19 protein-coding genes are annotated in these 19,893 nt (G+C 66.8%); 7 read left to right on the top strand and 12 right to left on the bottom strand.

Annotation, left to right across the window (positions count from 1 at the left end; translation table 11 throughout):
• Positions 1 to 4: 4 nt before the first annotated feature.
• From ACZ46K_RS13835 to ACZ46K_RS13825, 3 genes are read left to right on the top strand one after another with little or no spacing between them, the layout of a single operon-like run.
• Positions 5 to 964, top strand: coding sequence for an ABC transporter permease (locus ACZ46K_RS13835; protein WP_054810042.1), 960 nt, complete (start codon positions 5 to 7; stop codon positions 962 to 964).
• On the top strand, positions 961 to 1,827 hold the full coding sequence (locus ACZ46K_RS13830) for an ABC transporter permease (protein WP_054806122.1): 867 nt from the start codon (positions 961 to 963) through the stop codon (positions 1,825 to 1,827). Before ACZ46K_RS13835 ends, ACZ46K_RS13830 begins: the two co-directional genes overlap by 4 nt.
• A gap of 32 nt (positions 1,828 to 1,859) precedes the next feature.
• Positions 1,860 to 3,482: a dipeptide ABC transporter ATP-binding protein gene (locus ACZ46K_RS13825; protein ID WP_464748754.1), complete on the top strand. Its 1,623-nt coding sequence runs from the start codon at positions 1,860 to 1,862 to the stop codon at positions 3,480 to 3,482.
• Positions 3,483 to 3,512: 30 nt separating this feature from the next.
• Here the strand turns inward: ACZ46K_RS13825 and ACZ46K_RS13820 are convergent, their stop codons facing one another.
• From ACZ46K_RS13820 to mftA, 7 genes are read right to left on the bottom strand one after another with little or no spacing between them, the layout of a single operon-like run.
• Positions 3,513 to 5,480, bottom strand: coding sequence for a mycofactocin system FadH/OYE family oxidoreductase 2 (locus ACZ46K_RS13820; RefSeq protein ID WP_464748752.1), 1,968 nt, complete (start codon positions 5,478 to 5,480; stop codon positions 3,513 to 3,515).
• Between the two features lie 3 nt (positions 5,481 to 5,483).
• Positions 5,484 to 6,296, bottom strand: a complete 813-nt coding sequence (locus ACZ46K_RS13815; protein WP_464748750.1) for a mycofactocin-coupled SDR family oxidoreductase — start codon at positions 6,294 to 6,296, stop codon at positions 5,484 to 5,486.
• Positions 6,297 to 6,347: 51 nt separating this feature from the next.
• Entirely contained in the window at positions 6,348 to 8,249 is a 1,902-nt protein-coding gene (locus ACZ46K_RS13810) for a mycofactocin system FadH/OYE family oxidoreductase 1 (protein ID WP_464748748.1), read from the bottom strand.
• Positions 8,250 to 8,272: 23 nt separating this feature from the next.
• Positions 8,273 to 9,481 (bottom strand): pre-mycofactocin synthase MftD, encoded by a 1,209-nt coding sequence (mftD, locus tag ACZ46K_RS13805; RefSeq protein WP_464748746.1) that lies wholly within the window; start codon positions 9,479 to 9,481, stop codon positions 8,273 to 8,275.
• Positions 9,482 to 9,502: 21 nt separating this feature from the next.
• Positions 9,503 to 10,747, bottom strand: a complete 1,245-nt coding sequence (gene mftC, locus ACZ46K_RS13800; protein WP_054714646.1) for a mycofactocin radical SAM maturase — start codon at positions 10,745 to 10,747, stop codon at positions 9,503 to 9,505.
• A 25-nt stretch (positions 10,748 to 10,772) separates the two neighbouring features.
• Complete coding sequence (mftB, locus tag ACZ46K_RS13795) at positions 10,773 to 11,087, bottom strand: mycofactocin biosynthesis chaperone MftB (protein ID WP_054714643.1); 315 nt, start codon at positions 11,085 to 11,087, stop codon at positions 10,773 to 10,775.
• A gap of 1 nt (position 11,088) precedes the next feature.
• Entirely contained in the window at positions 11,089 to 11,184 is a 96-nt protein-coding gene (gene mftA, locus ACZ46K_RS13790) for a mycofactocin precursor MftA (RefSeq protein WP_006553546.1), read from the bottom strand.
• A gap of 125 nt (positions 11,185 to 11,309) precedes the next feature.
• Here mftA and mftR point away from each other — a divergent pair, with 125 nt between their 5' ends.
• Both mftR and mftM read left to right on the top strand, forming a co-directional pair.
• On the top strand, positions 11,310 to 11,954 hold the full coding sequence (mftR, locus tag ACZ46K_RS13785; RefSeq protein ID WP_054806654.1) for a mycofactocin system transcriptional regulator: 645 nt from the start codon (positions 11,310 to 11,312) through the stop codon (positions 11,952 to 11,954).
• Entirely contained in the window at positions 11,951 to 12,760 is an 810-nt protein-coding gene (mftM, locus tag ACZ46K_RS13780) for a mycofactocin oligosaccharide methyltransferase MftM (protein WP_464748744.1), read from the top strand. The genes mftR and mftM overlap by 4 nt, the downstream gene beginning before the upstream one ends.
• On the opposite strand, the gene ACZ46K_RS13775 is transcribed toward mftM, so the two are convergent.
• Positions 12,709 to 13,527, bottom strand: coding sequence for an NAD(P)H-dependent oxidoreductase (locus tag ACZ46K_RS13775; RefSeq protein ID WP_054806653.1), 819 nt, complete (start codon positions 13,525 to 13,527; stop codon positions 12,709 to 12,711). The genes mftM and ACZ46K_RS13775 overlap by 52 nt on opposite strands.
• Positions 13,528 to 13,628: 101 nt before the next feature.
• Between ACZ46K_RS13775 and ACZ46K_RS13770 the strand changes: the two genes are divergently transcribed.
• A complete protein-coding gene (locus ACZ46K_RS13770) occupies positions 13,629 to 13,955 on the top strand; it encodes a winged helix-turn-helix transcriptional regulator (RefSeq protein WP_464748742.1) in 327 nt (108 codons plus the stop codon).
• Between the two features lie 5 nt (positions 13,956 to 13,960).
• On the opposite strand, the gene ACZ46K_RS13765 is transcribed toward ACZ46K_RS13770, so the two are convergent.
• From ACZ46K_RS13765 to ggt, 4 genes are all read right to left on the bottom strand, one after another.
• The gene (locus ACZ46K_RS13765; protein ID WP_054714637.1) at positions 13,961 to 14,635 is read right to left on the bottom strand and encodes a MadR family response regulator transcription factor; all 675 of its coding nucleotides are present in this window, start codon (positions 14,633 to 14,635) and stop codon (positions 13,961 to 13,963) included.
• Positions 14,632 to 16,008 carry a MadS family sensor histidine kinase gene (locus ACZ46K_RS13760; protein WP_132471692.1) on the bottom strand — a complete coding sequence of 459 codons (1,377 nt, stop codon included), beginning with the start codon at positions 16,006 to 16,008 and terminating at the stop codon, positions 14,632 to 14,634. Before ACZ46K_RS13760 ends, ACZ46K_RS13765 begins: the two co-directional genes overlap by 4 nt.
• A complete protein-coding gene (locus ACZ46K_RS13755; protein ID WP_054806658.1) occupies positions 16,005 to 17,183 on the bottom strand; it encodes an iron-containing alcohol dehydrogenase in 1,179 nt (392 codons plus the stop codon). The genes ACZ46K_RS13760 and ACZ46K_RS13755 overlap by 4 nt, the downstream gene beginning before the upstream one ends.
• A 202-nt stretch (positions 17,184 to 17,385) precedes the next feature.
• A complete protein-coding gene (gene ggt, locus ACZ46K_RS13750) occupies positions 17,386 to 19,365 on the bottom strand; it encodes a gamma-glutamyltransferase (RefSeq protein WP_464748740.1) in 1,980 nt (659 codons plus the stop codon).
• 117 nt (positions 19,366 to 19,482) lie between these two features.
• Here ggt and ACZ46K_RS13745 point away from each other — a divergent pair, with 117 nt between their 5' ends.
• Complete coding sequence (locus tag ACZ46K_RS13745) at positions 19,483 to 19,872, top strand: winged helix-turn-helix domain-containing protein (RefSeq protein ID WP_054720602.1); 390 nt, start codon at positions 19,483 to 19,485, stop codon at positions 19,870 to 19,872.
• Positions 19,873 to 19,893 lie beyond the last annotated feature (21 nt).

Genomic DNA, 19,893 nt, shown 5'->3' with positions numbered 1-19,893 from the left:
GAAAATGCTGAACTACGCTCTGCGACGGATTCCCTCCGCGCTCATCGTCCTCGCCGTCGGATCCGTTCTGATCTTCGCGCTGCTCCGATTGGTCCCCGGCGATCCCGCCATGGTCCTGGCCGGACCGGATGCGCCCTCCGAAGCGGTCGACGCTCTGCGCGCCGAGCTCGGACTCACCGGATCTCCCATTGCACAGTATTTCTCGTGGATATCCGGGATCATCACGTTCGATCCGGGCAGGTCACTGATCCTCGGTGGTGAGATCAGCTCGCTCCTGCTCGATGCACTCGGGAACACCCTCGTTCTTGCGCTGTCGGCCCTGGTCCTCGCGGTTGCCGTGGCACTGACTCTGAGCACCGTGTCGGTGATCGTGGACCGCAAGTGGCTGGACAGCATCGTGACCACTTTCGGCACTGTCGCCGTGGCCATTCCGAACTTCGTCACCGGTGCGGCCTTGGTGGTTCTCTTCGGTGTCGTGTGGGCCGTCCTACCGGCCGGTGGCACACCCCGCAGGGGATTTCTCGACGACATCGGCATCTCGGCGCAGTACCTGATCCTGCCTGCGGTGTGCCTGGCGTTGCCGATCGCAGCCTCACTCACCCGGTTCCTCACCGAATCGCTGCGCACCCAACTCGAGGAGCCCTACGTCACGACCGCGCGGGCTCTGGGTATCTCCCGGCGGCGGATCGTGCTCACGCAGGCCCTCCCGAATGCTCTTCCTGCATCGATCACCGTCCTCGGCATCCAGATCGGCCACCTGCTCGGAGGCGCCGTGCTGGTGGAAGCGATCTTCGCGTGGCCCGGGCTCGGCCATCTCATCGAGCGCGCCATCTCGAGCCGGGACTATCCGGTGGTGCAGGTGATGCTGCTGTTCTCGGTGGCACTGTTCGTGATCATCCAGTTGATCACCGACCTGGTCAATGCGGCGCTCGATCCTCGAATCCGGCTGGGAGACAAAGCATGAGCACTACGATTGTCACCGCTGACCCGATATCCCCGGTGGGTGCGGACCGCGACAGCGCCTGGAGCGCACTTCGCCGCGGCCGCGGTCTGGCCGGTCTGATCCTGGTCGGGATCGTGGTCCTGGCCGGAGTGTTCGCGCCGTGGCTCGCCCCGTTCGCCCCGGACCAGCAGATCCCCGGTGCCACCCTCCAGCCGCCGGGCGGCGAACACCTCCTCGGTACGGACTCCGTCGGCCGCGACGTCCTCTCCCGCACCCTGTACGGCATCCGCATCGACCTGCTCGTCGTGTTCCTGGCAGTTCCGGTGGGCGCAGCGCTCGGTTCGCTGCTCGGTCTGGCCGCGACCCGGTACGACTGGCTCGACACGCTCGTCCAGCGCGCGTTCGATCTGATCCTCGCGTTCCCGACCATCGTGCTGGCCATCGCTCTGGCGATGGTGATCGGCCCGGGTGTATGGACGATCGCCACGGTGATCGTGCTCGCTGAGATCCCGGTGTTCGGACGGCTGATGCGGACATCGGTCCTCACGGTGCGCCAGGCGCCGTACGTCGAGGCAGCACGATCCGTCGGCGCCGATGAGGGATGGATCATGCGCCGGCACATCCTCCCGAACTGCCTCGAACCACTCACGGTGCAGCTCGCGCTCGCGATGTCTGTCGGAGTGTTCATCGAAGGTGCAATGAGCTTCCTCGGTCTCGGGATCACGCCGCCCACGCCGTCCCTGGGCTCGCTCATCAAGGAAGGCACCCAGAATGCCTATCACTCACCGTTGTTCGTCGTGGGTCCGCTGGTCGTGGTCGTCGTTCTCGTCCTCGGCCTCCTCCTGATCTCGCAAGCACTGGCCGCGCGTTCGCGACGCCGGTGACCCCAGCCGCACTCTCCAGCAAGGACCTCCCCGTGACCACTCCACTGCTCACAGTCTCCGGCCTCACCATCGACTTCGGAACCGGGCGTCCCGCCGTCGACAACGTCTCACTCCAGGTCGAACGGGGCGAGGTCGTGGCGCTGGTCGGCGAATCCGGATCAGGCAAGTCCATGACAGCGCGGGCGATCCTCGGTCTCCTCCCCGAAACCGCGTCCGCAACGGGCTCGATCCTCCTGGGCGGAACCGAGATGATCGGCGCCGAGGAGAGCGACCTCGCGCGCTATCGCGGCTCCGACGTCGCATTGATCTTCCAGGAACCACAGAGCGCGTTGAATCCTGTGCGCCGCATCGGCTGGCAACTGCGCGAGGCCATTCGCGCACACAGGAAGGTCTCGAAAGCCGAGGCGAGGGCACTCGCGATCTCGCTTCTCGAACAGGTCGAGATCCCCGAGCCCGCCGAGCGGGTCGACCACTTTCCCCATCAGCTCTCCGGCGGACAGAAACAGCGTGTCGCGATTGCGCTCGCACTGGCGAACGATCCCGATCTGCTCGTCGCCGACGAGCCCACGACCGCACTCGATGTCACTGTCCAAGCAGAGATCCTCGCACTGCTCGGTCGCATTCGTGAGCGCACAGGGATGGGCATCCTGCTCATCACCCACAATATGGGCGTCGTCGCCCAGCACGCCGATCGTGTGGTGGTCCTGCGCAACGGGAACGTCGTCGAGACCGACACGGCGCACTCGCTCTTCGATGCACCCGAGCACGCGTACACCCGGGCACTGCTCGCCGCTGTACCCCGGTTGCCCGAGCATGCGAGCACCACCGTTGCCGAGAAGCCCGCCGGGGACGTCGTCCTCGAACTCGACAAGGTGGGCGTCACCTATCCTGCGCGGCGCGGCACCGCGGCGTTCCGCGCTGTCGACTCCGTCGACCTGACCGTGCACGCCGGCGAAGTGGTCGGCCTCGTCGGCGAATCCGGTTCCGGCAAGTCCACTCTCGGTCGCGTCGCGATCGGCCTCGTGCAGGCGACATCCGGGCGGGTGTCCGTCGAGGGCCAGGACCTGTCCTCCATCTCCGCCACTCGGCTCCGCACCCTACGTCGCGATGTGGCGTTCGTGCAGCAGGATCCCGCTACATCACTCGATCCGCGGCTTTCCGTCGGAGCCAGTGTCCGGGAGCCCCTGGACGTGCATTCCGTGGGTACCCCGGCAGAACGACGGAAGCGGGTGCTCGATCTGTTCGATGCTGTGCGCCTGCCTGCGGCCCTCACCGACCGTTTCCCACATCAGCTCTCCGGCGGACAGCGGCAGCGTGTCGCGCTGGCCCGAGCGCTGGCTCTGGCTCCGCGGCTGCTCATCGCGGACGAGCCCACCAGTGCGCTGGACGTGTCGGTGCAGGCCGAGGTGCTCGACCTGTTCGCCGAGATCCAGCGCGAACTCGGGTTCGCGTGCTTGTTCATCAGTCACGATCTGGCTGTGGTGCATCAGGTCGCCGATCGCGTCGTGGTGCTGCAGTCCGGGGTGATCGTCGAGACCGGTCCGGTCGATACCGTCTTTACTTCACCGCGCGAGCCGTACACCCGCGCACTGATCGATGCGGTGCCCGTTCCGGATCCGGCGCGACGCCGGCACCACGCTGCACTTGCTGTCTGACGCCTTCCAGCACCGCACGACCTGTAGAGGTCAGACTCCCAATTCCAGCGCCGCGCGGTCGCCTTCGAGGATCGCGGCGTGGGCTCGTCGCGGTGTCACGGCGTCACCCACCCGCGACACGTGGATCCCGCTCTCCGACAGTGCTGTCCACAGTTCGCCGACAGGTTCCTGGTGGGTCGCGACGACCACGCCGTCGACCGTGAGCACACGGGTTCGCCCGGTGGGGTGATGCGCCAGTGACACATCGAGTCGTTCGTCGCGGACCGCCAGCCCTGTCACCGTCACGTCGGTGATCCTGTCGATGCCCTTCTCGTGTGCACGACGCAGCCAGCCGTCCATGTCGAGGGTGAGGCCGAGGTCTTGGCCGACGATCATTCCGGGGGTACACACCGTCACATCGCAGCCGCGGTCGGCGAGTAACTCGGCGACCGACGTCGCCTCGTGGAATCCGAGATCGTCGACGACGAGTATCCGGCCGGACGGCTCCGCGCGACCCTCGAGCACGTCGCGCACATCGACGACCCGCTGCGATTCACCTGCCCATGCGGGACGGAATGGGCGCGCGCCCGTCGCGACGATCACCGCGTCGGGTCGCAGTTGCTCGACAACCGCGACATCGACGTCGATACCGGTCCGGATCTCGACACCGGCCCGCAGGCATTCCGCTTCGAGACTCGTCACCATCGCGAGGAGTTCAGCGCGGTGGGGTGCTGTTGCCGCACCTCGAACCTGACCTCCCAGCGATGCCTCCCGCTCGCAGAGGGTGACGACGTGTCCCCGATGTGCAGCCGTCGCCGCGGTCTGGAGACCGGCCGGTCCCCCGCCCACCACGAGCACTCTGCGGCCCGGCGACCGCAGCTCGGGCAACGGCACCGACTCCCGGCCCGCGCGCGGATTCACGGTGCAGCCGATCCACCGGCCCAGTCCGACGCGGCCGATGCATTCCTGGTTGCACCCGATGCACGGGCGCACCTCGTCGTCGTGACCGGAGAGCGCCTTTCCGGCGAAGTCCGGATCTGCGATCTGTGCTCGCACCGCACCCACGAGATCACACACACCGTCGGACAAGGCTGCTCGAACCTGGTCCGGTCTCGTGAACCGCCCGACACCCACGACCGGCAGAGACACCGCGGCGCGGATCGCGCTGGGCACGAACAGTGAATAGCCGTGCGGGGTCGCCATCGGCGCCTCGATGAGGTGCAGAGTTTCGGTCGCGACACCCACCGAGGTGTTGAGGTAGTCGACGTGACCGGTGGTCTCGAGCATCCGGGCAACCTGCACCGCGTCGTCGACGTCGATACCGCCGTCGGTGCCGTCGTACCCGCTCAGCCGCACCCCGACCACACGGCCCGGCCCGATCGCGGCCCGAACACCCTCTACCACCTCGAGCAGCAGCCGTGCACGTCCGTGCAGGTCGCCGCCGTATCGGTCGGTGCGCGGATTGGTACCGGACGCCAGGAAGGCACGCAGGATCGACGCCTGCGAGCACTGGATCTCGACGCCGTCGAACCCGCCGTCGATGCATCGACGCGCGACGTCGGAGTATCCGTCGACGAGTTCGGCGATCTCGGGTTCACCGATCGCCATCGGTACTTCCCGGAACAACGGATCCGGATCCGTTCCCGGCGACCACAGCGGGCGTCCGGTGTACATCGAGCTGCCTTGTGCGCCGTTGTGATTGAGCTGCGCGAGGATTCGGGTTCCGTGTCGATGCACGGTGTCGGTGAGTCGCCGGTATCCGGGAATCACCGCCGGATCCCACCCGCGGATCAGTTTCTCGTACGGCCGATCGGAGGGGTGCACGGTGTGCTCCTCGGTGATGATCATGGCCGCCCCGCCGCGGGCGCGCGCCTCGTAGTACGCGATGTGCTGCTCGGTGACTGTGCCGCCGGACGAGAAATTGGTGAGGTGAGCGGGGAAGATCATTCGGTTGCGCAACGTGAACGGGCCGATCCGCAGGGTGTCCTGCGGATCGGCTCCGCCCACGACGCGCGACACCGGTCAGACCTTCGAATTACCCTGGTCGAGCGCCATCTGGCTTCCGGTGATGGTCTTCGCGCGGTCGCTTGCGAGGAAGAGCACCGAGTCGGAGATGTCGTCGGGATCGGCGATGGGCTTCTCGGTGAGGATCGGGACGAAGTTCGGACCCCACGACGGGTACTTCTCGAACAGCTTAAGGACGGCGACGTCGGTACCCATGGGAGTGTTCACACCGTACGGGTGGATGGAGTTCACGCGGATGTTGAACTCGCCGAGTTCTTTGGCCGCAGCCTGCGTGAGCCCGACGAGTCCGAATTTTGCTGCCGCATAGTTGATCTGGCCGGGCATCGCCTTGAGTCCTGCAACCGAGCTGACGACGATGACGGAACCGCCGTTGCCCGCCTCGATCATCGCGGGTGCCGCAGCCTTGAGGGTCTTGAACACGCCCGTGAGATTGATGTCGATGAGCTCTTCGAACTGGTCGTCGGGCATCTCCCAGAAGCGGCTCCATGTGCAGATGCCGGCATTGGCGACGACGACGTCGAGCCTGCCGAACTGCGCCACGCCCTCGTCGACGACGGCCTTCAACGCGGCGCTGTCGCGGACGTCCCCGATGCGGGCCACGATCTTGCCACCGGCTTCTTCGACCGACCGTACCGTCTCATGGAAGTCGTCCTCGGTCGCCTGCTCGTAGGTGGCGTACTCCGTGACCGGCTTCGCGATGTCGATACCGATGATCGATGCGCCTTCACGTGCGAACCGCAGGGCATGGTTTCGGCCCTGTCCGCGCGCGATGCCGGTGATGAAGACGACCTTGCCGTCGAATTCGCCCATTGCAGCCGTTCCCTTCGATCGTCGAGTAGAACTTGTTTCAGTTTCCTCAGATTACAGCGTGCTTCCCAGTGCGTATCCCGCTTCGACCGCTGAGCGGACGCTTCGCGGCGCAACACAGTCACCGATTCGAGCCACTCCCTCTCCCGGCCGTGCCGTGCCCGGACGTAGCGGCGTGCAGTCGACGACCGTCGCGCCCACCACCGACAAGGACTCCTTCGTTGTGAGGTGTGTGAGATGAACGCCCTCGTTGTCGACCGCACACACCGTGGCACCGAGGTGCCGGGTGATATCGGCCCGCGCCATCCTCGTGTTTGCCGCGACCAGGTCGCCGGTCGGCGCCAGCCGTGAACCGGCGATCGAGTCGGCTGTCGCATAGTGCACCTCCGCGCCGCGCTCGGCGAGATGCTCGGCCACCGCGACGGCGATCGGGCCGCCCGCCGGATCCCAGACAACTACCGGGCCCGACGGCAGGTCGGGGTGCGTCAACGCCTCGGTCGCCGTGACATACCGACTCTCATCCACGACCGGAAACCCCGGAGACCGGGGCTCTCCACCGGTCGCCAGCACCACTGCGATACCGGCTGCGACTGCCGACTCGATGTCGGTGTCGACGGTCTCGCTGCCGGTCCGGATCTCGACGTCGAGTGCACGACACCGGCTCTCGAGCCAGCCACCGAGTGCGGCGAAGTCGGCACGCCCTTGTCCGACCGAGATCAGGTGCAGCATGCCCCCGACACGTTCCTCCCGTTCGATCACCACGACACGGTGCCCGCGTTCGGCGAGCACGCGCGCAGCTTCGAGACCTGCCGGCCCCCCACCGACGACCATCACGTCTCGGGTGGCCCTCGTAGGCCGCACCGGCGGTCTCGTTTCGTGGCCAGCCTCGGCGTTCCCGATGCATCCGACGATCGGGTTGCGGAAATCCCGGACGAGACACGCCTGGTTGCATCGCACGCACGGTCTCGGCTCTCGCCCGTCTCGGATCGATCGCACGAGGTCGGGATCGGCTATCTGAGCGCGCGTCATCTCGACCATGTCGCAGGTCCCGTCGAGAGCGCGCGCCGCACGAGCGGGGTCGACGACACTGCCTTGGAGGACCACTGGCACCGCGCCGTCGACAGCCTCGCTGATCCCGCGGCACAGCTCGTCGTTGAACGTTTCGGGGGTGTGTGCGCCGGGCCGATAGGTCTCCGGTGTGTACAGGCCGCCGCGCACGACGGTGAGCAGGTCGAGATGCGGGGCGAGATCGCGGGCCCACACGGCTGCAGCATCCGGAGTGATGCCCGCCCAGGGAGCGTTCTCGTCGCACGAGAGGCGCAGTGCCACTATTCGTTTCGTCCCGAGCTCCTCGCGAACAGCGGTCAGCACCTCGCGCAGCAGGAGCAGTCGATCGGCACCGTATTCATCCACGCGGTGGTTGGTGAGCCCGGACAGGAACTGGCGCAGTAGCGCGGTGGGGCCGGCATCGAGTTCGACACCGTCGGCATCCGCCGCGACGGCGATCGCCGCGGCACGCCGGAATCCCTCGATGACGGCATCGATGTCCGCACCGGTCATCTCGGCGGGAAGTTCACGGGTCGACGGATCGGGTACGCGGGACGGCGCCTGGAGGGCCGACTGCGACCAGGCGCTCGACCCTTGCAGGCCGCAATGCCCGAGGCCTGCGAGAACGAGAGTTCCGTGAGGTCGGCACGCTGCGACGATCCGCGCCCATCCGTCGCCGTTGGTCTCTGCGAGTGGCGCGCGTTCGTAGGGGTGATCGAGGCGGTGGACCGACGCGACCTCGGTGACGACGATGCCGGCACCACCGCGCGCCCGCCGCTCGTAGTACGCGACGTGTCTGCCCGAGAACAACCGTCCTTCAGCGAGATTGGTCTCGTGCGGACCGAAGATCACCCTCGCCGGAGCAGTGCGCCCGGCGAGGGTGATCTGATCGGTGAGCGCGCGGCTCATCTGCGTCGGTCCGAGGTCGGTCGTCAGACTCCGAGGTCCCGGCGGAATCCCTCGGGGACGAACACGTCGTCCGGAGTGAGCTCGTGGATGGAGTTCTTCCCGAGACCCATCAGTGCAGAACCGATTCCCCCGCTGAGGATGTCGAGGACGTTCTCCACACCCGCCTGTCCGTTCGCGGCGAGGCCCCACAGGTAGGCGCGTCCGATGAGGACACCCTTGGCACCCAATGCGAGTGCCTTGACGACATCGCTGCCGCGGCGGATGCCGCCGTCGAGCAGCACCTCGACGTCCTTACCCACTGCCTCGGCGACGGCAGGCAGTGCACGGATCGGCGCCGGGGTGCCGTCGAGGTTGTTGCCGCCGTGGTTGGACACCGAGATGGCGGTGACTCCGGCATCGACGGCGCGCTTGGCGTCGTCGACCCGCATCACGCCCTTGAGCACGAACGGGGCGTCACCCCACTGCTCACGCAGCCAGGCGACGTCCTCCCACGTGGGCAGTGGCGTGGTCATCCACTGGCCGTACGCCCCGAAGAACGTCGGTGCGTCCCCGCCTGGGAGCGTGAGGTTCGGGGTGGTCAGGTCGGGAACAGCGCCCGTCTTGGCCCACTCGAGCAGCCACTTGGGACGGAGGACGCCCTCGGGGCCGAACTTGACCATCGCGCCGAGGTCCATCTTCTCGGGGATCGCAGGGCTGCCCCAGTCACGTCCGTTGGAGAACGACCAGTCGAGGGTCATGATCAGGCCCTTTGCCCCGGCTGCACGGGCACGCTCCATACGCTGGACGAGCACCTCGCGGCTGCCCACCCAGTACATCTGGAAGAACGTCTTGTCGTTGACCGCGGCGACGTCCTCGATGGATTTGCTCGCGAAGGAGCTCAGCCCCATCGCGACACCGCGGGCAGCAGCGGCCCGCGCCACCGCGACCTCACCGTCGGGGTGCACGGCCTGCACACCGGTCGGGGAGATCATCACGGGCAGCGACACGTCCTGCCCCAGGAGGTGGGTGCCCATCTCACGTTTGTCGGACAACCCGGCAACGTGCGGAGCGAAGCCGAGTTCGCGGAACGCGGCCGTGTTGTCGTCCACCGTGAGACCGGCTTCCGACCCGGCGACCAATGCGCCGTAGACGGACTTGGGCAGTCGTTTGCGGGCGCGCTCCTGCGCGATCGCGACCGTTTCGAACCACGGGTCCTGGGCCCACGGGTTCTTCAGCCAGGAAGGCTTGGCCATCTGAAGTGGTCTCCTCGGGATCTACAGGCCTGCGAGCGGATTCTCGTCGCAGAACTTGGCTGGGGGTTTGGTGAGCAGGGTCAGGGGCACCGGCGCTGCCGGGGTGCGACGCTCGGCGCGCTTACCGGTACGTGAGTGGTCGACGCTCGACTGCGGCACGGTGCGGTCCCCTTCGAGGGCCGACTGTCCGTATCCCTGAACACATTCGGGGTCCGGTCCGTCCATGGGCAGACCCGTGAAGAACTTCGCGGCCATGCAGCCGCCGCGGCACGAATCGTAGAAGTTGCACGACGCGCACGCGCCGGCCGACTGCGGCTCACGCAGTGAACGGAACAGCTCGGAGGTCTTCCAGACCTGCGAGAAACCACCGTCGGTGAGGATGTTTCCGGCGAGGAAGTTGTCGTGGATCGCGAACGGGCAGGCATACACGTCGCCGACCGGGTCGATCAGGCACACCACACGACCCGCACCGCACAGGTTCAGCCCGGGCAGGCCACCCCCACCGTCGGAGCCGCCGAAGGCCGACAGGTGGAAGAACGAGTCGCCGGTGAGCACTCCCTCACCGTGCGCGACAAGCCAGTCGTAGAGCTGCCGCTGCTGTTCATGGGTGGGGTGGAGGTCGTCCCACACGTCGACCGCACGACCCGACGGACGCAGACGCGTGATCCGCAGTGTCGCACCGTATTGATCGGCGAGGGCTTTGAACTCGTCGAGCTGATCGACGTTCTGGCGGGTGACGACCACGGAGATCTTCGCGTCGCGGAAACCTGCCTCGGAGAGGTTCTCGAGGGCTCGCACGGCCATCGCGAACGACCCCGGACCGCGCACCGCGTCGTTGACCTCGGCGGTCGCGCCGTCGAGGGAGATCTGCACGTCGACGTAGTCGGACGCGGCCAGTCGCGCGGCCACCTTCTTGTCGATCTTGACGCCGTTGGTGGAGAACTTCACGCCCACCTGGTGTGCAGTGGCGTAGTCGACGAGCTCCCAGAAATCGGAGCGCACGGTGGGTTCGCCACCCCCGATGTTGACGTAGAACACCTGCATGCGCTGCAGTTCGTCGATGATCGACTTGCATTGTTCGGTGCTCAGTTCGCGCGGATCGCGCTTACCCGACGACGACAGGCAGTGCACGCACGACAGGTTGCAGGCGTAGGTCAGTTCCCAGGTCAGGCAGATCGGGGCATCGAGGCCCTTCTCGAACTGGTCGACGAGACGACCCACCTTCGGTGGAGCAGCGGTAACGGGCGGTTCGAGCAGAGACGTCATGGCGAATCCTTGCTGGGTCGGAACGTCAGGCGGGAACGATCATGTGAGAAGCGGCCAGCGTGCCGAAGGCACGCACGTAAGGCCCCTCGGCGCTCTCGTCGATCCCGCGGGCGCGCAACGCGTCTCGCACCGAGTCATGGTCGGCGAGAGTCTTGACGACATCGACGATGACGGTGTTCTTCAGGAACGACAACTTGCGGGTGCCGAAGTGGTAGAGCAACGCCCCGAAAGGTTCGGGGCGAAGCGCTACCTGCGGATGGAGCCGCCAGGTGGCACCCGGATCGAACGCATCGGTGCTCATTTTCTCGGGGGACACGTCGGTGGCTCCAGGCGCGGTCATGTCAGTACACGCCGCACATACCGTCGATGGACACCTCTTCGACGAGGGATTCCTCGATCAGGTCGGACTCGATCACCGCGTTGTCACGATCGGACATGCTTCCTCCTCGGGTTCGTTCACGCTCCAGGGGTGGAGCCGGTGTCACAAGACACTTGCGCTGTGACCCGATTCACCACTCTAATGGCATTGAGTGCAGAATGTCACGCAAGGAGGGAAACAACGATGCGAAGCCGACGAAAACCGTCCGCTCGGGTAGGGCGACGCCCGTCCACCACGAAGGAGAGCCTGTCCGCAATCGGCATCGAGCTGTTCCAGAAGGCCGGCTTCGACGAGACCAGCGTCGACGACATCGCCGAGGAGGCGGGCATCGCGCGGCGGACCTTCTTCCGCTACTTCCCCTCGAAGAACGCTCTGGCCTGGGGCGATTTCGATGCACACCTCGACCACATGCGGGATCTCCTCGCAGCGATCCCCGACGACGTCCCGCTGACCGAAGCACTCACCACCGCAATACTCGACTTCAACACCTTCCCGGATTCGGAAGCCGATCGCCATCGCGCACGGATGAGCCTGATCCTGCGCACGCCGGCACTCCAGGGGTACTCGTCGGTGATGTACGAAGGGTGGCGCCGCGTCGTCGCCGAGTTCACCGCGCGTCGCACCGGCGCGTCTCCGGACGACCACCTGCCACGCACGTACGGATACCTGCTCCTCGGCGTGGCTCTCGCCTCCTACGAGGCGTGGCTCGACGACCCCGCGGCGAATCTCCGAGAGCTACTCGCCACCGGAATGCGTCCCCTCACAGCAGGACTCGACTACAGTGGTCTCACTGTCGCTCCACACCCCACCGAGGTTGGCCTGTCATGACCGTGCTCGATTCCCTCGCCCCCTGCCCTCCCGGACGCTGGACGCACGACCACGTCACGGTCGAGCACGTTCCGTCCGGCGATCTCACTCTGCACCGCGGCGACGACCGGTTGCACGTGACGCACTCACTCACCGCGGACCAGCTCAGCGAACGACTCGTCGCCGAAGTCACCGCGTCGGTACAGGACGCCGCGTTCGGACAGGACGAGTTCGAACTGACCATGGTCGGGCTCGTCCGCTCCACCATCCCCGGCGCCCTCGATGCGTGGGTCACCTACTACCGCAATTCGCTGGGCGAACTACTCGACGGCACAGCCGATTTCGCCCCGATCCACGACAAGGCCGAAGAACTCGTCCGGGGCCACGTGCTCGACCTCGGGTCGTGCTTCGGTTTCCTCCCGCTCCGCCTTGCCCGCGCCGGTACGCGCGTGACGGCCACCGACATTCTGCCCGGAACCATGCGCCTGCTCGACGCCGTCGCGCCCGAGCTCGGCATCGAACTCGAGACGATCGTGTGCGACGCCGCGCACGTGCCCGTCCCCGACAACAACTCCGACACCGTCACCGCCGTCCACCTGCTCGAACACGTCGACGACGAGATAGGCGACGCCGTGCTGCGCGAGGCCCTGCGGGTCGCACGTGAACGCGTCGTGGTTGCCGTGCCGTTCGAGGACGAGGCAACAGCGTGCCACGGGCACATCCGGACGTTCGATCTCGCCGCGCTCGAGGCACTGGGCCACAGCACAGGACTGCCCTACGAGGTGTTCGAGCACCACGGTGGCTGGCTGGTGATCGACGCCGGCTGACGCACATGGATGCCCGGCCCACCTTCGCCGGCAGGGATGTGCGGCAACAGCACGTGATCGGCGTCGTAGTCACCGGAACGTAGCGCCCGGAAGTCGATTGCCGGTGCGGTGTCGAGCTCGTCGAGCCGGGCGTGCAACCGCTTCTCCTCCACGTCGAAACCCTGCGCGTCGATGAAGTTCGCACTCGCGATCAGATGCGGTCGCAGCACCCGCATTCCGGTGTAGAAGCCGGTGCCGTGGAGCAACGGCCACAGGACGTGATCGATGGAACCGCTGATTCCTCTCGGACCCAGCGCCGACTCCCGGTCACCCGCGGTCACGACGACGAGCAGTGTCTTGCCCGCGAGGCCACCGTCCCCGTACTTGACGACGCGTCCGTGCTCGTCGTGCACTCCGAACGCGAACCCGTTGGTGAACACGCGGTCGAACCAGCCTTTGAGTATCGCGGGCATGCCGTACCACCACAGCGGGAACTGCACGACGATGTACCGGGCCACCCGCACGGCGTCCTGTTCACGACGAATGTCGGCAGCGAGCCCTCCCGTTGCGGTGGCATGCTTCTGCTGCGCCGACAAGGTGTCGCCCACCGGATCGACGAAATCTGCGCCGGAGAGTACCGGATTCCAGTTCTGCGCATACAGATCCGAAATCATCACATCATGGCCGACGCACCGCAATCGATCCGTACCGGACCGGAACAGGGCGTGATTCAACGAGGTTCGATCGGGATGCGCGTGCACCCACAGCACGCTTTCTTTCGACGTCATACTCCCATAGTCTGATGCTCCAGCCCTGTTGTGAAGTATGCACATTCATGTCCGATAGTGACAGAAACGTAAGCATTGGAGGTCCCGTGCACAGGAAAGCGGTGGAAACTGCGCTGCAGGTATGTCCGGTCGAGGTGGCGGTCGCGGTCCTCGGCGGGGCGTGGAAGCTGACGATCGTCAAGCATCTGCTCGACGGACCACGTCGTTTCGGGGAACTCGGACGGCTCGTCGGACCCGTCAGTCCGCGGGTCCTCACCCGGCAACTCCGCGACCTCGAAACCGACGGTATCGTCTCGCGCACCGTCTTCGCCGAGGTGCCGCCGCGGGTGGAATACGATTTGACCGACCTCGGGCGGACACTCGACATCGCGGTCGCCTGGCTCGACGAGTGGGGCAAGAACTTCGAGGAGCAGCTGCCCTCACTCTGACGAGGTCAGATCAGGCCCTGCTTGCTCGCCGCATACACTGCCTCCGCACGCCGGCTGACTCCGAGCTTGCGCATGATGTTGCTGACGTGGAACTTCACGGTGGTCGCCGAAATATACAGCTGCTCACCGATCTTCGCGTTCGACAGACCACCCGCGAGCAGTTGCAGCACCTCGAGTTCACGCCCCGTGAGTTGTTCGGCCGAGACGCCCTGCCCGTTGAGGGACCGCACCACCGCCGCCGCACTGCGCGAATCGAATGCGCTCTCCCCACGCGACACCGCGCGAATGGCACGAACGAGTTCGGTGGTGTCGACGTCCTTGACGACGTAGCCGCGCGCACCTGCATGCACCGCACGGACGACGATCTGCTCGTCGAGGAAGGTGGTGAGGACGAGCAGACCGATCCCGGGGTGGGATGCGGACAGCTGCCCGCACAGGGCGAGGCCTTCGAAATCGGATCCTGCCGACAACTTCAGATCGAGCAGGACGATGTCCGGACGCATCCGTTCGACGAGCGCCACCGCCTCCACGTCGGTGGACGCCTCCCCCACGACTTCGAGGTCGGGTTCCCGATCGAGGATCGACCGCAATCCCTGACGGAGGATCGCATGATCATCGACCAGGGCGATCCGGATCGTGCCGGAATGGGCACGCTGTGTTTGCTGTTGCGGCAAGGTCATTGCAGTTCTCCCGTCGTGGCCGGTGCAGCCGGGCTGCGAACCGGGATCCGGACGGCGACGCGAACCCCGCCGATCCTGGCTCGGCGCACCTCGAGGGTGCCGCCGAGTTCGTGTGCGCGGGTCTTCATGTTGGCCAGCCCGCGATGACGGCCGTCGAGGTCGTTGCCGTCTGCCAGTTTCAACATCAGCCGCATGCGTGCGGGATCGCCGTCGCCGTCGTCGGCGACGGACAGCAGCACCGAGTCGGGGCTGTAGGTCAGGCGCAGGATCGCCCGGGTCGCGTTGGCGTGTACGGCGACGTTGAACAGGGCCTCACCCGCGATGCGGAGAAGCGAGTGTTCGGCGTCGCCGGACAGCTCGACGGGAGTGCCGCCCACCCGTACCGCGATGTCGAGTTCCGCGGGCGTGTGGGCGACTCGCAGTTGCTCGAGCATCTCGGGAAGCGACGAGCGATCGGCGTCGGAGGTGCGGTTGAGGGCGTAGATGGCAGACCGGAGTTGTTCGACGGCGCGGCGGGTCAACTCCTTGGCGAGATCGAGCCGCTCACTGCGTTCCTCGGCGGGAATGTCGCTGCGACACACCTCTATCTGCATGCCGGCGGACAACACGGCCTGGGTGACGCTGTCATGGAGTTCGCGTGCGATACGGTGGCGTTCCTCGTCGAGCGCCTGATGTCGATGCGCCGCGCCGAGCCTGCGTTGGGTCAGCGCCAACTCGCGCAGCGTCGCCTCGAGTTCTTCGTTGCGCGCTTGCAGGTCCGCCGCCGAACGATTCGCTTCCTGGTACGCCTGCTCGGCGCGGTGGAGCAGCAACTGCCCTCGTTGGTACAGCGCCGAGTTCTGGAGCGCGACTGCGGTCTGGCTCGCCAGGATCGACAGCACCGCCCGATCCGTGCTGTCGAGGACGCGGTGCTCGGGTGTCCACGCCGCGATCGCTCCGGCCACACCCCCGTCGAGGACGATCGGTACGAACGCACGATGCGGCGCGACCTCAGCGTCCTGCTCTATCGATCCGCGGCGGATATCGGCGAGGACGGAGACCACCTCGTCCGGCAGCGGCGGCCCTTCGACGTTGTCGACCAGGAACGGGGTGGCGTCGGGCCCGAGCACGAGTCGGCGCGGCCCCGCATCCGGCAGGGTGCCGTCGGTGAGCGCGAACGCCACCCAGCGGGCACTCAGATGTGCGCGAGCAGCCTCCGCAACGGCGCAGATCAGTGTCTCGGGGCCCTCGACGGTGCGGACCAGGGCTCGGGATACCAATTCGAGCGCGTACACGACCCGTTCGAGACGTTCTGCCGCACCGCGATATTGAGGATAGAACGTCGGCTTTCCCGACCTGAGGCCGGTGAGTGCCGAGAGGTCCGGCGCGCTCACAGCGCCGTCCGGAACAGTTCGATCATCTGCGCGTGGGTTGCGGTGCGCGGATTGGTGGACATGCAGGCGTCGCGGAGTGCCCCCTCGGCGAGCCGCGGGAGGTCGCTCTCGGTGACTCCGAGTTGCTTCAACCCTCGCGGCACACCCACCCGGCGGGAGAGGTCGTCGATCCGCGCGGCCACTGCTTCGACCGCGTCGGCTGCGGGTCCACGTGCTTCGTCGAGTCCGAGTGTCGCGGCGATCGTGACGTATGGGTCGGGATCGGCCGCGCCGTTGAATCGGATGACATGCGGGAGCAATACACCGTTGATGACGCCGTGAGGCTGATCGAGGAGACCGCCTACCTGATGGCTCATCGCATGAGTGGCACCCAGAATCGCGTTGGTGAAGGCCAGCCCGGCCTCCAGGCTCGCCTGTGCCATCGCCGCGCGCGCCTCCATGTGGAGTGGGTCGTCGATCGTGCGGACGAGCGTGCCGGTGACCATGTCGATCGCCCGCAGCGCGTGATGGTCGGTGAGGGGATTGTGTGCGAGGGAGACGAATGCCTCCACGCCGTGCGTCAGCGCGTCGAGGCCGGTTGCCGCGTTGAGGTCGTCGGGCATGGTGGTGAGCAGTCGCGGGTCGATCACCGTGAGATCCGGCACCAGGGACCGCCCGATGATGGTGATCTTGCTGCCGCGTGCGGTGTCGGTGACCACACAGAACTGGGACACGTCGGCACCGGTACCGGACGTCGACGGCACCATCACCATCGGCGGGATCGGCAGGCTCGCGCGGTCGACGCCCTCGTAGTCGAGGATGCTGCCGCCGTTCGCGGCGAGGATCGCGATACCCTTCGCGGCGTCGATCACGGAGCCTCCGCCGAGCGCCACGAGCACGTCGCAGCCGGCCTCCCGGTACACCTCGTGACCTGCCGTGACCTCGTAGTCCTTGGGGTTCGGAGTCAGGTCCGACCAGACGGTGGGGCTCAGGCCCCGGTCGAGGAGGTGACGTCGCAACTCGTCGACCCAGCCGGCTGCCGTCAGCCCTGGGTCTGTGACAAGCATCGGCCGGACCCCACCGAGGCGCGCCGTGGCGTGTGCCGCCTCGACCAGCGACCCCTCCCCGAACACGATCTCGGGGGCGTGGAACTTCACGACCCCGGGGCGGCTCCCCTCGCCGATGTGGTGGCCCATCCCTGCATACCCGGGCTCCGGCACGACGACGGCCACGGCTCACTCCTGACGATCCTGACGAAATTTCTGTGATCCAGCTTACGTGTAATTCCTCGAGCTTATGCCGCTGAGGACAGGTGCGCACCGGACCGGCGGGCGGGGGGCTCGACCTACCCGATCGGGTGGGCCCGGTCGCGGCAGATCTCGTCCGGGCAAGCTGTGGTCACTGCCCCGTGTCTCCCATGACGGCGCCCTCACGGCGCGGATCGGCGCCGCCGATCCAGCCGTCGCCGTCGCGCTGGAGCGCACTGAGCCCGCTGGATTGCGGGGCGACGGACACTTCGTGCCCCATGTCGCGGAGCTGTTGCACCAGGGGGTCGTGTGCGCCGTCGTCGGACGCATCGATCGCGGGGTGTTCCCCACCCACCCCGGTGACCGGGGTGTTCGCGGCCCCGAAAGACACCGCGGAGATGGCCTGCTGCGGGTCGAGTCCCCAATCGAGCGAGTTGACGAGGGTCTTGACCACGAACTGGATGATCACCGCGCCACCGGGCGATCCGACGACCATCTGCAGATCGCCGCGTTCGCCGTCGGGCGTGCGGTCGAACACGAGAGTCGGGGCCATCGAGCTGCGCGGCCGTTTGCCGGGGTCTACGCGGTTGGCGACGGGCAGGCCCTCCTCGTCGACCGGCTCGGCGGAGAAGTCGGTCAGCTGGTTGTTCAAGAGGAATCCGTCGGTCATGTGGAACGACCCGAATGCCGATTCGATGGTGGTGGTCATGGATGCGACGTTGCCGTAGCTGTCGGCAACCGAGATGTGGCTGGTTCCGTGTTCGGTGCTCTGCGCGGGAACGCCGAGTGGTACGGGGCCGAAGTCGCCGGGCTGCGCCTCACCCATGCTCTTACCCGGATCGATCAGGGCGGCACGTTCTGCGAGGTACTCCGGGTTCACGAGGGTGTCGAGCGAACCGCCGGGTAGGGGAACGAAATCGGAATCGGCGACGTACTTGTCGCGATCCGCGTAGGCGAGTCGCTCGGCCTCCGAGACCAGGTGGACGGCATCGGCGTTCGGTACACCACCGTCGGCATCGACGTCGCTGGGCGGCAACCCGGCGAGGTCGAAGTTCTCGAGGATGCCGAGAGTTGCGGCCACCGCCGTACCACCGGACGACGGATTCGGCATCCCACAGATCTCGTAGTCGCGGTACGGGGTACACAAGGGTGTGCGCACCTTCGCCTCGTATCCGGCGAGATCGTCGAGGGTCATCGTGCCGGGCGTGCGCCCACCCGAGTCGGTCGCCGTCGCGTCGACGACGGCCTGCGCGATGCCGCCTGTGTAGAAGGCGTCGGCGCCGCCCGTGGCGATCGCACCGAGGGTCTTGGCCATGGCCGGGTTGGTGAGCGTCTCCCCCGCCGGTTTGGGGCTCCCGTCCGGGAGCAGGAAATACGCGCGGGCGTCGTCGTCGACCGCGAGCTGCGCTGCGGAGTCGGCGATCGAATCGGCCATGCGATCGCTGATCACGACTCCCTGGTCGGCGAGTTCGATGGCGGGACCGAACAGGTCCGCCCAGCCCGTCGAGCCGTGTTCGGCGTGCACCATCTCGAGCATGCGCAGCACGCCCGGCACACCGATCGACCGGCCGCTGGCGCGCGCGTCGGGCTTGGGTTCCGTGCGGTCGGTGTCGCTGATCCACCGCAGATAGTTCTCGGTCGCGGACATGGGGGCCGTCTCGCGACCGTCGTAGGCCTGGACCTCGCCGGATTCGGCGTCGTAGTACACCAGGAACGCGCCACCACCGATTCCGGACGATTGGGGTTCGACGAGTCCGAGCACCATCTGCGCCGCCACCAGTGCGTCTGCCGCGGTGCCACCATCGCGGAGGACCGCGCACGCCACCTCGGTGGAGACGGGATTCGCGGTCGAGACCGCATACGAATCGGCGGTCACCGCGGTCATGCCCGTGCGATAGCCGGTGGCGATCTCCGGATTCGTCGAGATGTCGCGGTCACCGGTCTCCGGCGACGGTGGTGCGCTTGTCAGCGGCGTGCCGTTGGGCGCCGCGGTACAGGTCGCGGCGGCACCCTGCGTGTCGTCACCCCCCTCGCCCTCGGATCCCGACGCGCACGCGCCGACGAGCGCGAGCGACACCGCCGCTGCAGCAGCGACCCTGATTCCCGACCGAATTCTCGCCCCCGAGATCATCCTCCGACGGTAACCGGGCGATCGCAGCTGCGCGGGCATTCGAACTACACGGCAATTCGAACTTCTCCGAACGGCCTTGACAGGAGGCGCGTACGAGCGCATCCTTTTATCAACTGGATGGTTGATAAACCAAAAGGTTGCCAAGATGGAGGCCCAACCGTGTACGACGACGCGAACGACGACCAACTCGACCTGGCGTTCACTGCCCTGGCCGACCCGGTCCGCCGCCGCATCGTCGCCCGGCTCAGCCGCGGGCCCGCCACCGTCAACGAACTCGCGGAACCGTTCGCGATCACCAAACAGGCGATCTCGAAGCACATTCAGGTTCTGGAACACGCCGGACTCGTCACGCGCACACGCGACGCCCAGCGCCGTCCCGTCCATCTGAATCCCGCGCGGCTGGAGATGCTGACCGCCTGGATCGACCGCTACCGGTTGGTCAAGGAACAGCAGTTCCGCGATCTCGACGCCGTGCTGGCCGGGGAATCGGCCGACCCGAAACCATAGAGGTTCCCCGAGGAACCTCCC

The sequence above is a fragment of the Rhodococcus sp. JCM 9793 genome, from assembly GCF_055380405.1.
The sequence above is the reverse complement of the archived record's forward strand: the minus strand, read 5'-3'. Positions and strand labels throughout refer to the sequence as shown.

Coding starts and splice junctions, on each gene's coding strand:
- ACZ46K_RS13835 (WP_054810042.1), top strand. CDS start 5: ATGCTGAACTACGCTCTGCGACGGATTCCCTCCGCGCTCATCGTCCTC.
- ACZ46K_RS13830 (WP_054806122.1), top strand. CDS start 961: ATGAGCACTACGATTGTCACCGCTGACCCGATATCCCCGGTGGGTGCG.
- ACZ46K_RS13815 (WP_464748750.1), bottom strand. CDS start 6,296: ATGGGCGAATTCGACGGCAAGGTCGTCTTCATCACCGGCATCGCGCGC.
- ACZ46K_RS13810 (WP_464748748.1), bottom strand. CDS start 8,249: ATGAGCCGCGCGCTCACCGATCAGATCACCCTCGCCGGGCGCACTGCT.
- mftD (WP_464748746.1), bottom strand. CDS start 9,481: ATGGCCAAGCCTTCCTGGCTGAAGAACCCGTGGGCCCAGGACCCGTGG.
- mftC (WP_054714646.1), bottom strand. CDS start 10,747: ATGACGTCTCTGCTCGAACCGCCCGTTACCGCTGCTCCACCGAAGGTG.
- mftB (WP_054714643.1), bottom strand. CDS start 11,087: ATGACCGCGCCTGGAGCCACCGACGTGTCCCCCGAGAAAATGAGCACC.
- mftA (WP_006553546.1), bottom strand. CDS start 11,184: ATGTCCGATCGTGACAACGCGGTGATCGAGTCCGACCTGATCGAGGAA.
- mftR (WP_054806654.1), top strand. CDS start 11,310: ATGCGAAGCCGACGAAAACCGTCCGCTCGGGTAGGGCGACGCCCGTCC.
- mftM (WP_464748744.1), top strand. CDS start 11,951: ATGACCGTGCTCGATTCCCTCGCCCCCTGCCCTCCCGGACGCTGGACG.
- ACZ46K_RS13775 (WP_054806653.1), bottom strand. CDS start 13,527: ATGACGTCGAAAGAAAGCGTGCTGTGGGTGCACGCGCATCCCGATCGA.
- ACZ46K_RS13765 (WP_054714637.1), bottom strand. CDS start 14,635: ATGACCTTGCCGCAACAGCAAACACAGCGTGCCCATTCCGGCACGATC.
- ACZ46K_RS13755 (WP_054806658.1), bottom strand. CDS start 17,183: ATGGGCCACCACATCGGCGAGGGGAGCCGCCCCGGGGTCGTGAAGTTC.
- ggt (WP_464748740.1), bottom strand. CDS start 19,365: ATGATCTCGGGGGCGAGAATTCGGTCGGGAATCAGGGTCGCTGCTGCA.
- ACZ46K_RS13745 (WP_054720602.1), top strand. CDS start 19,483: ATGGTTGATAAACCAAAAGGTTGCCAAGATGGAGGCCCAACCGTGTAC.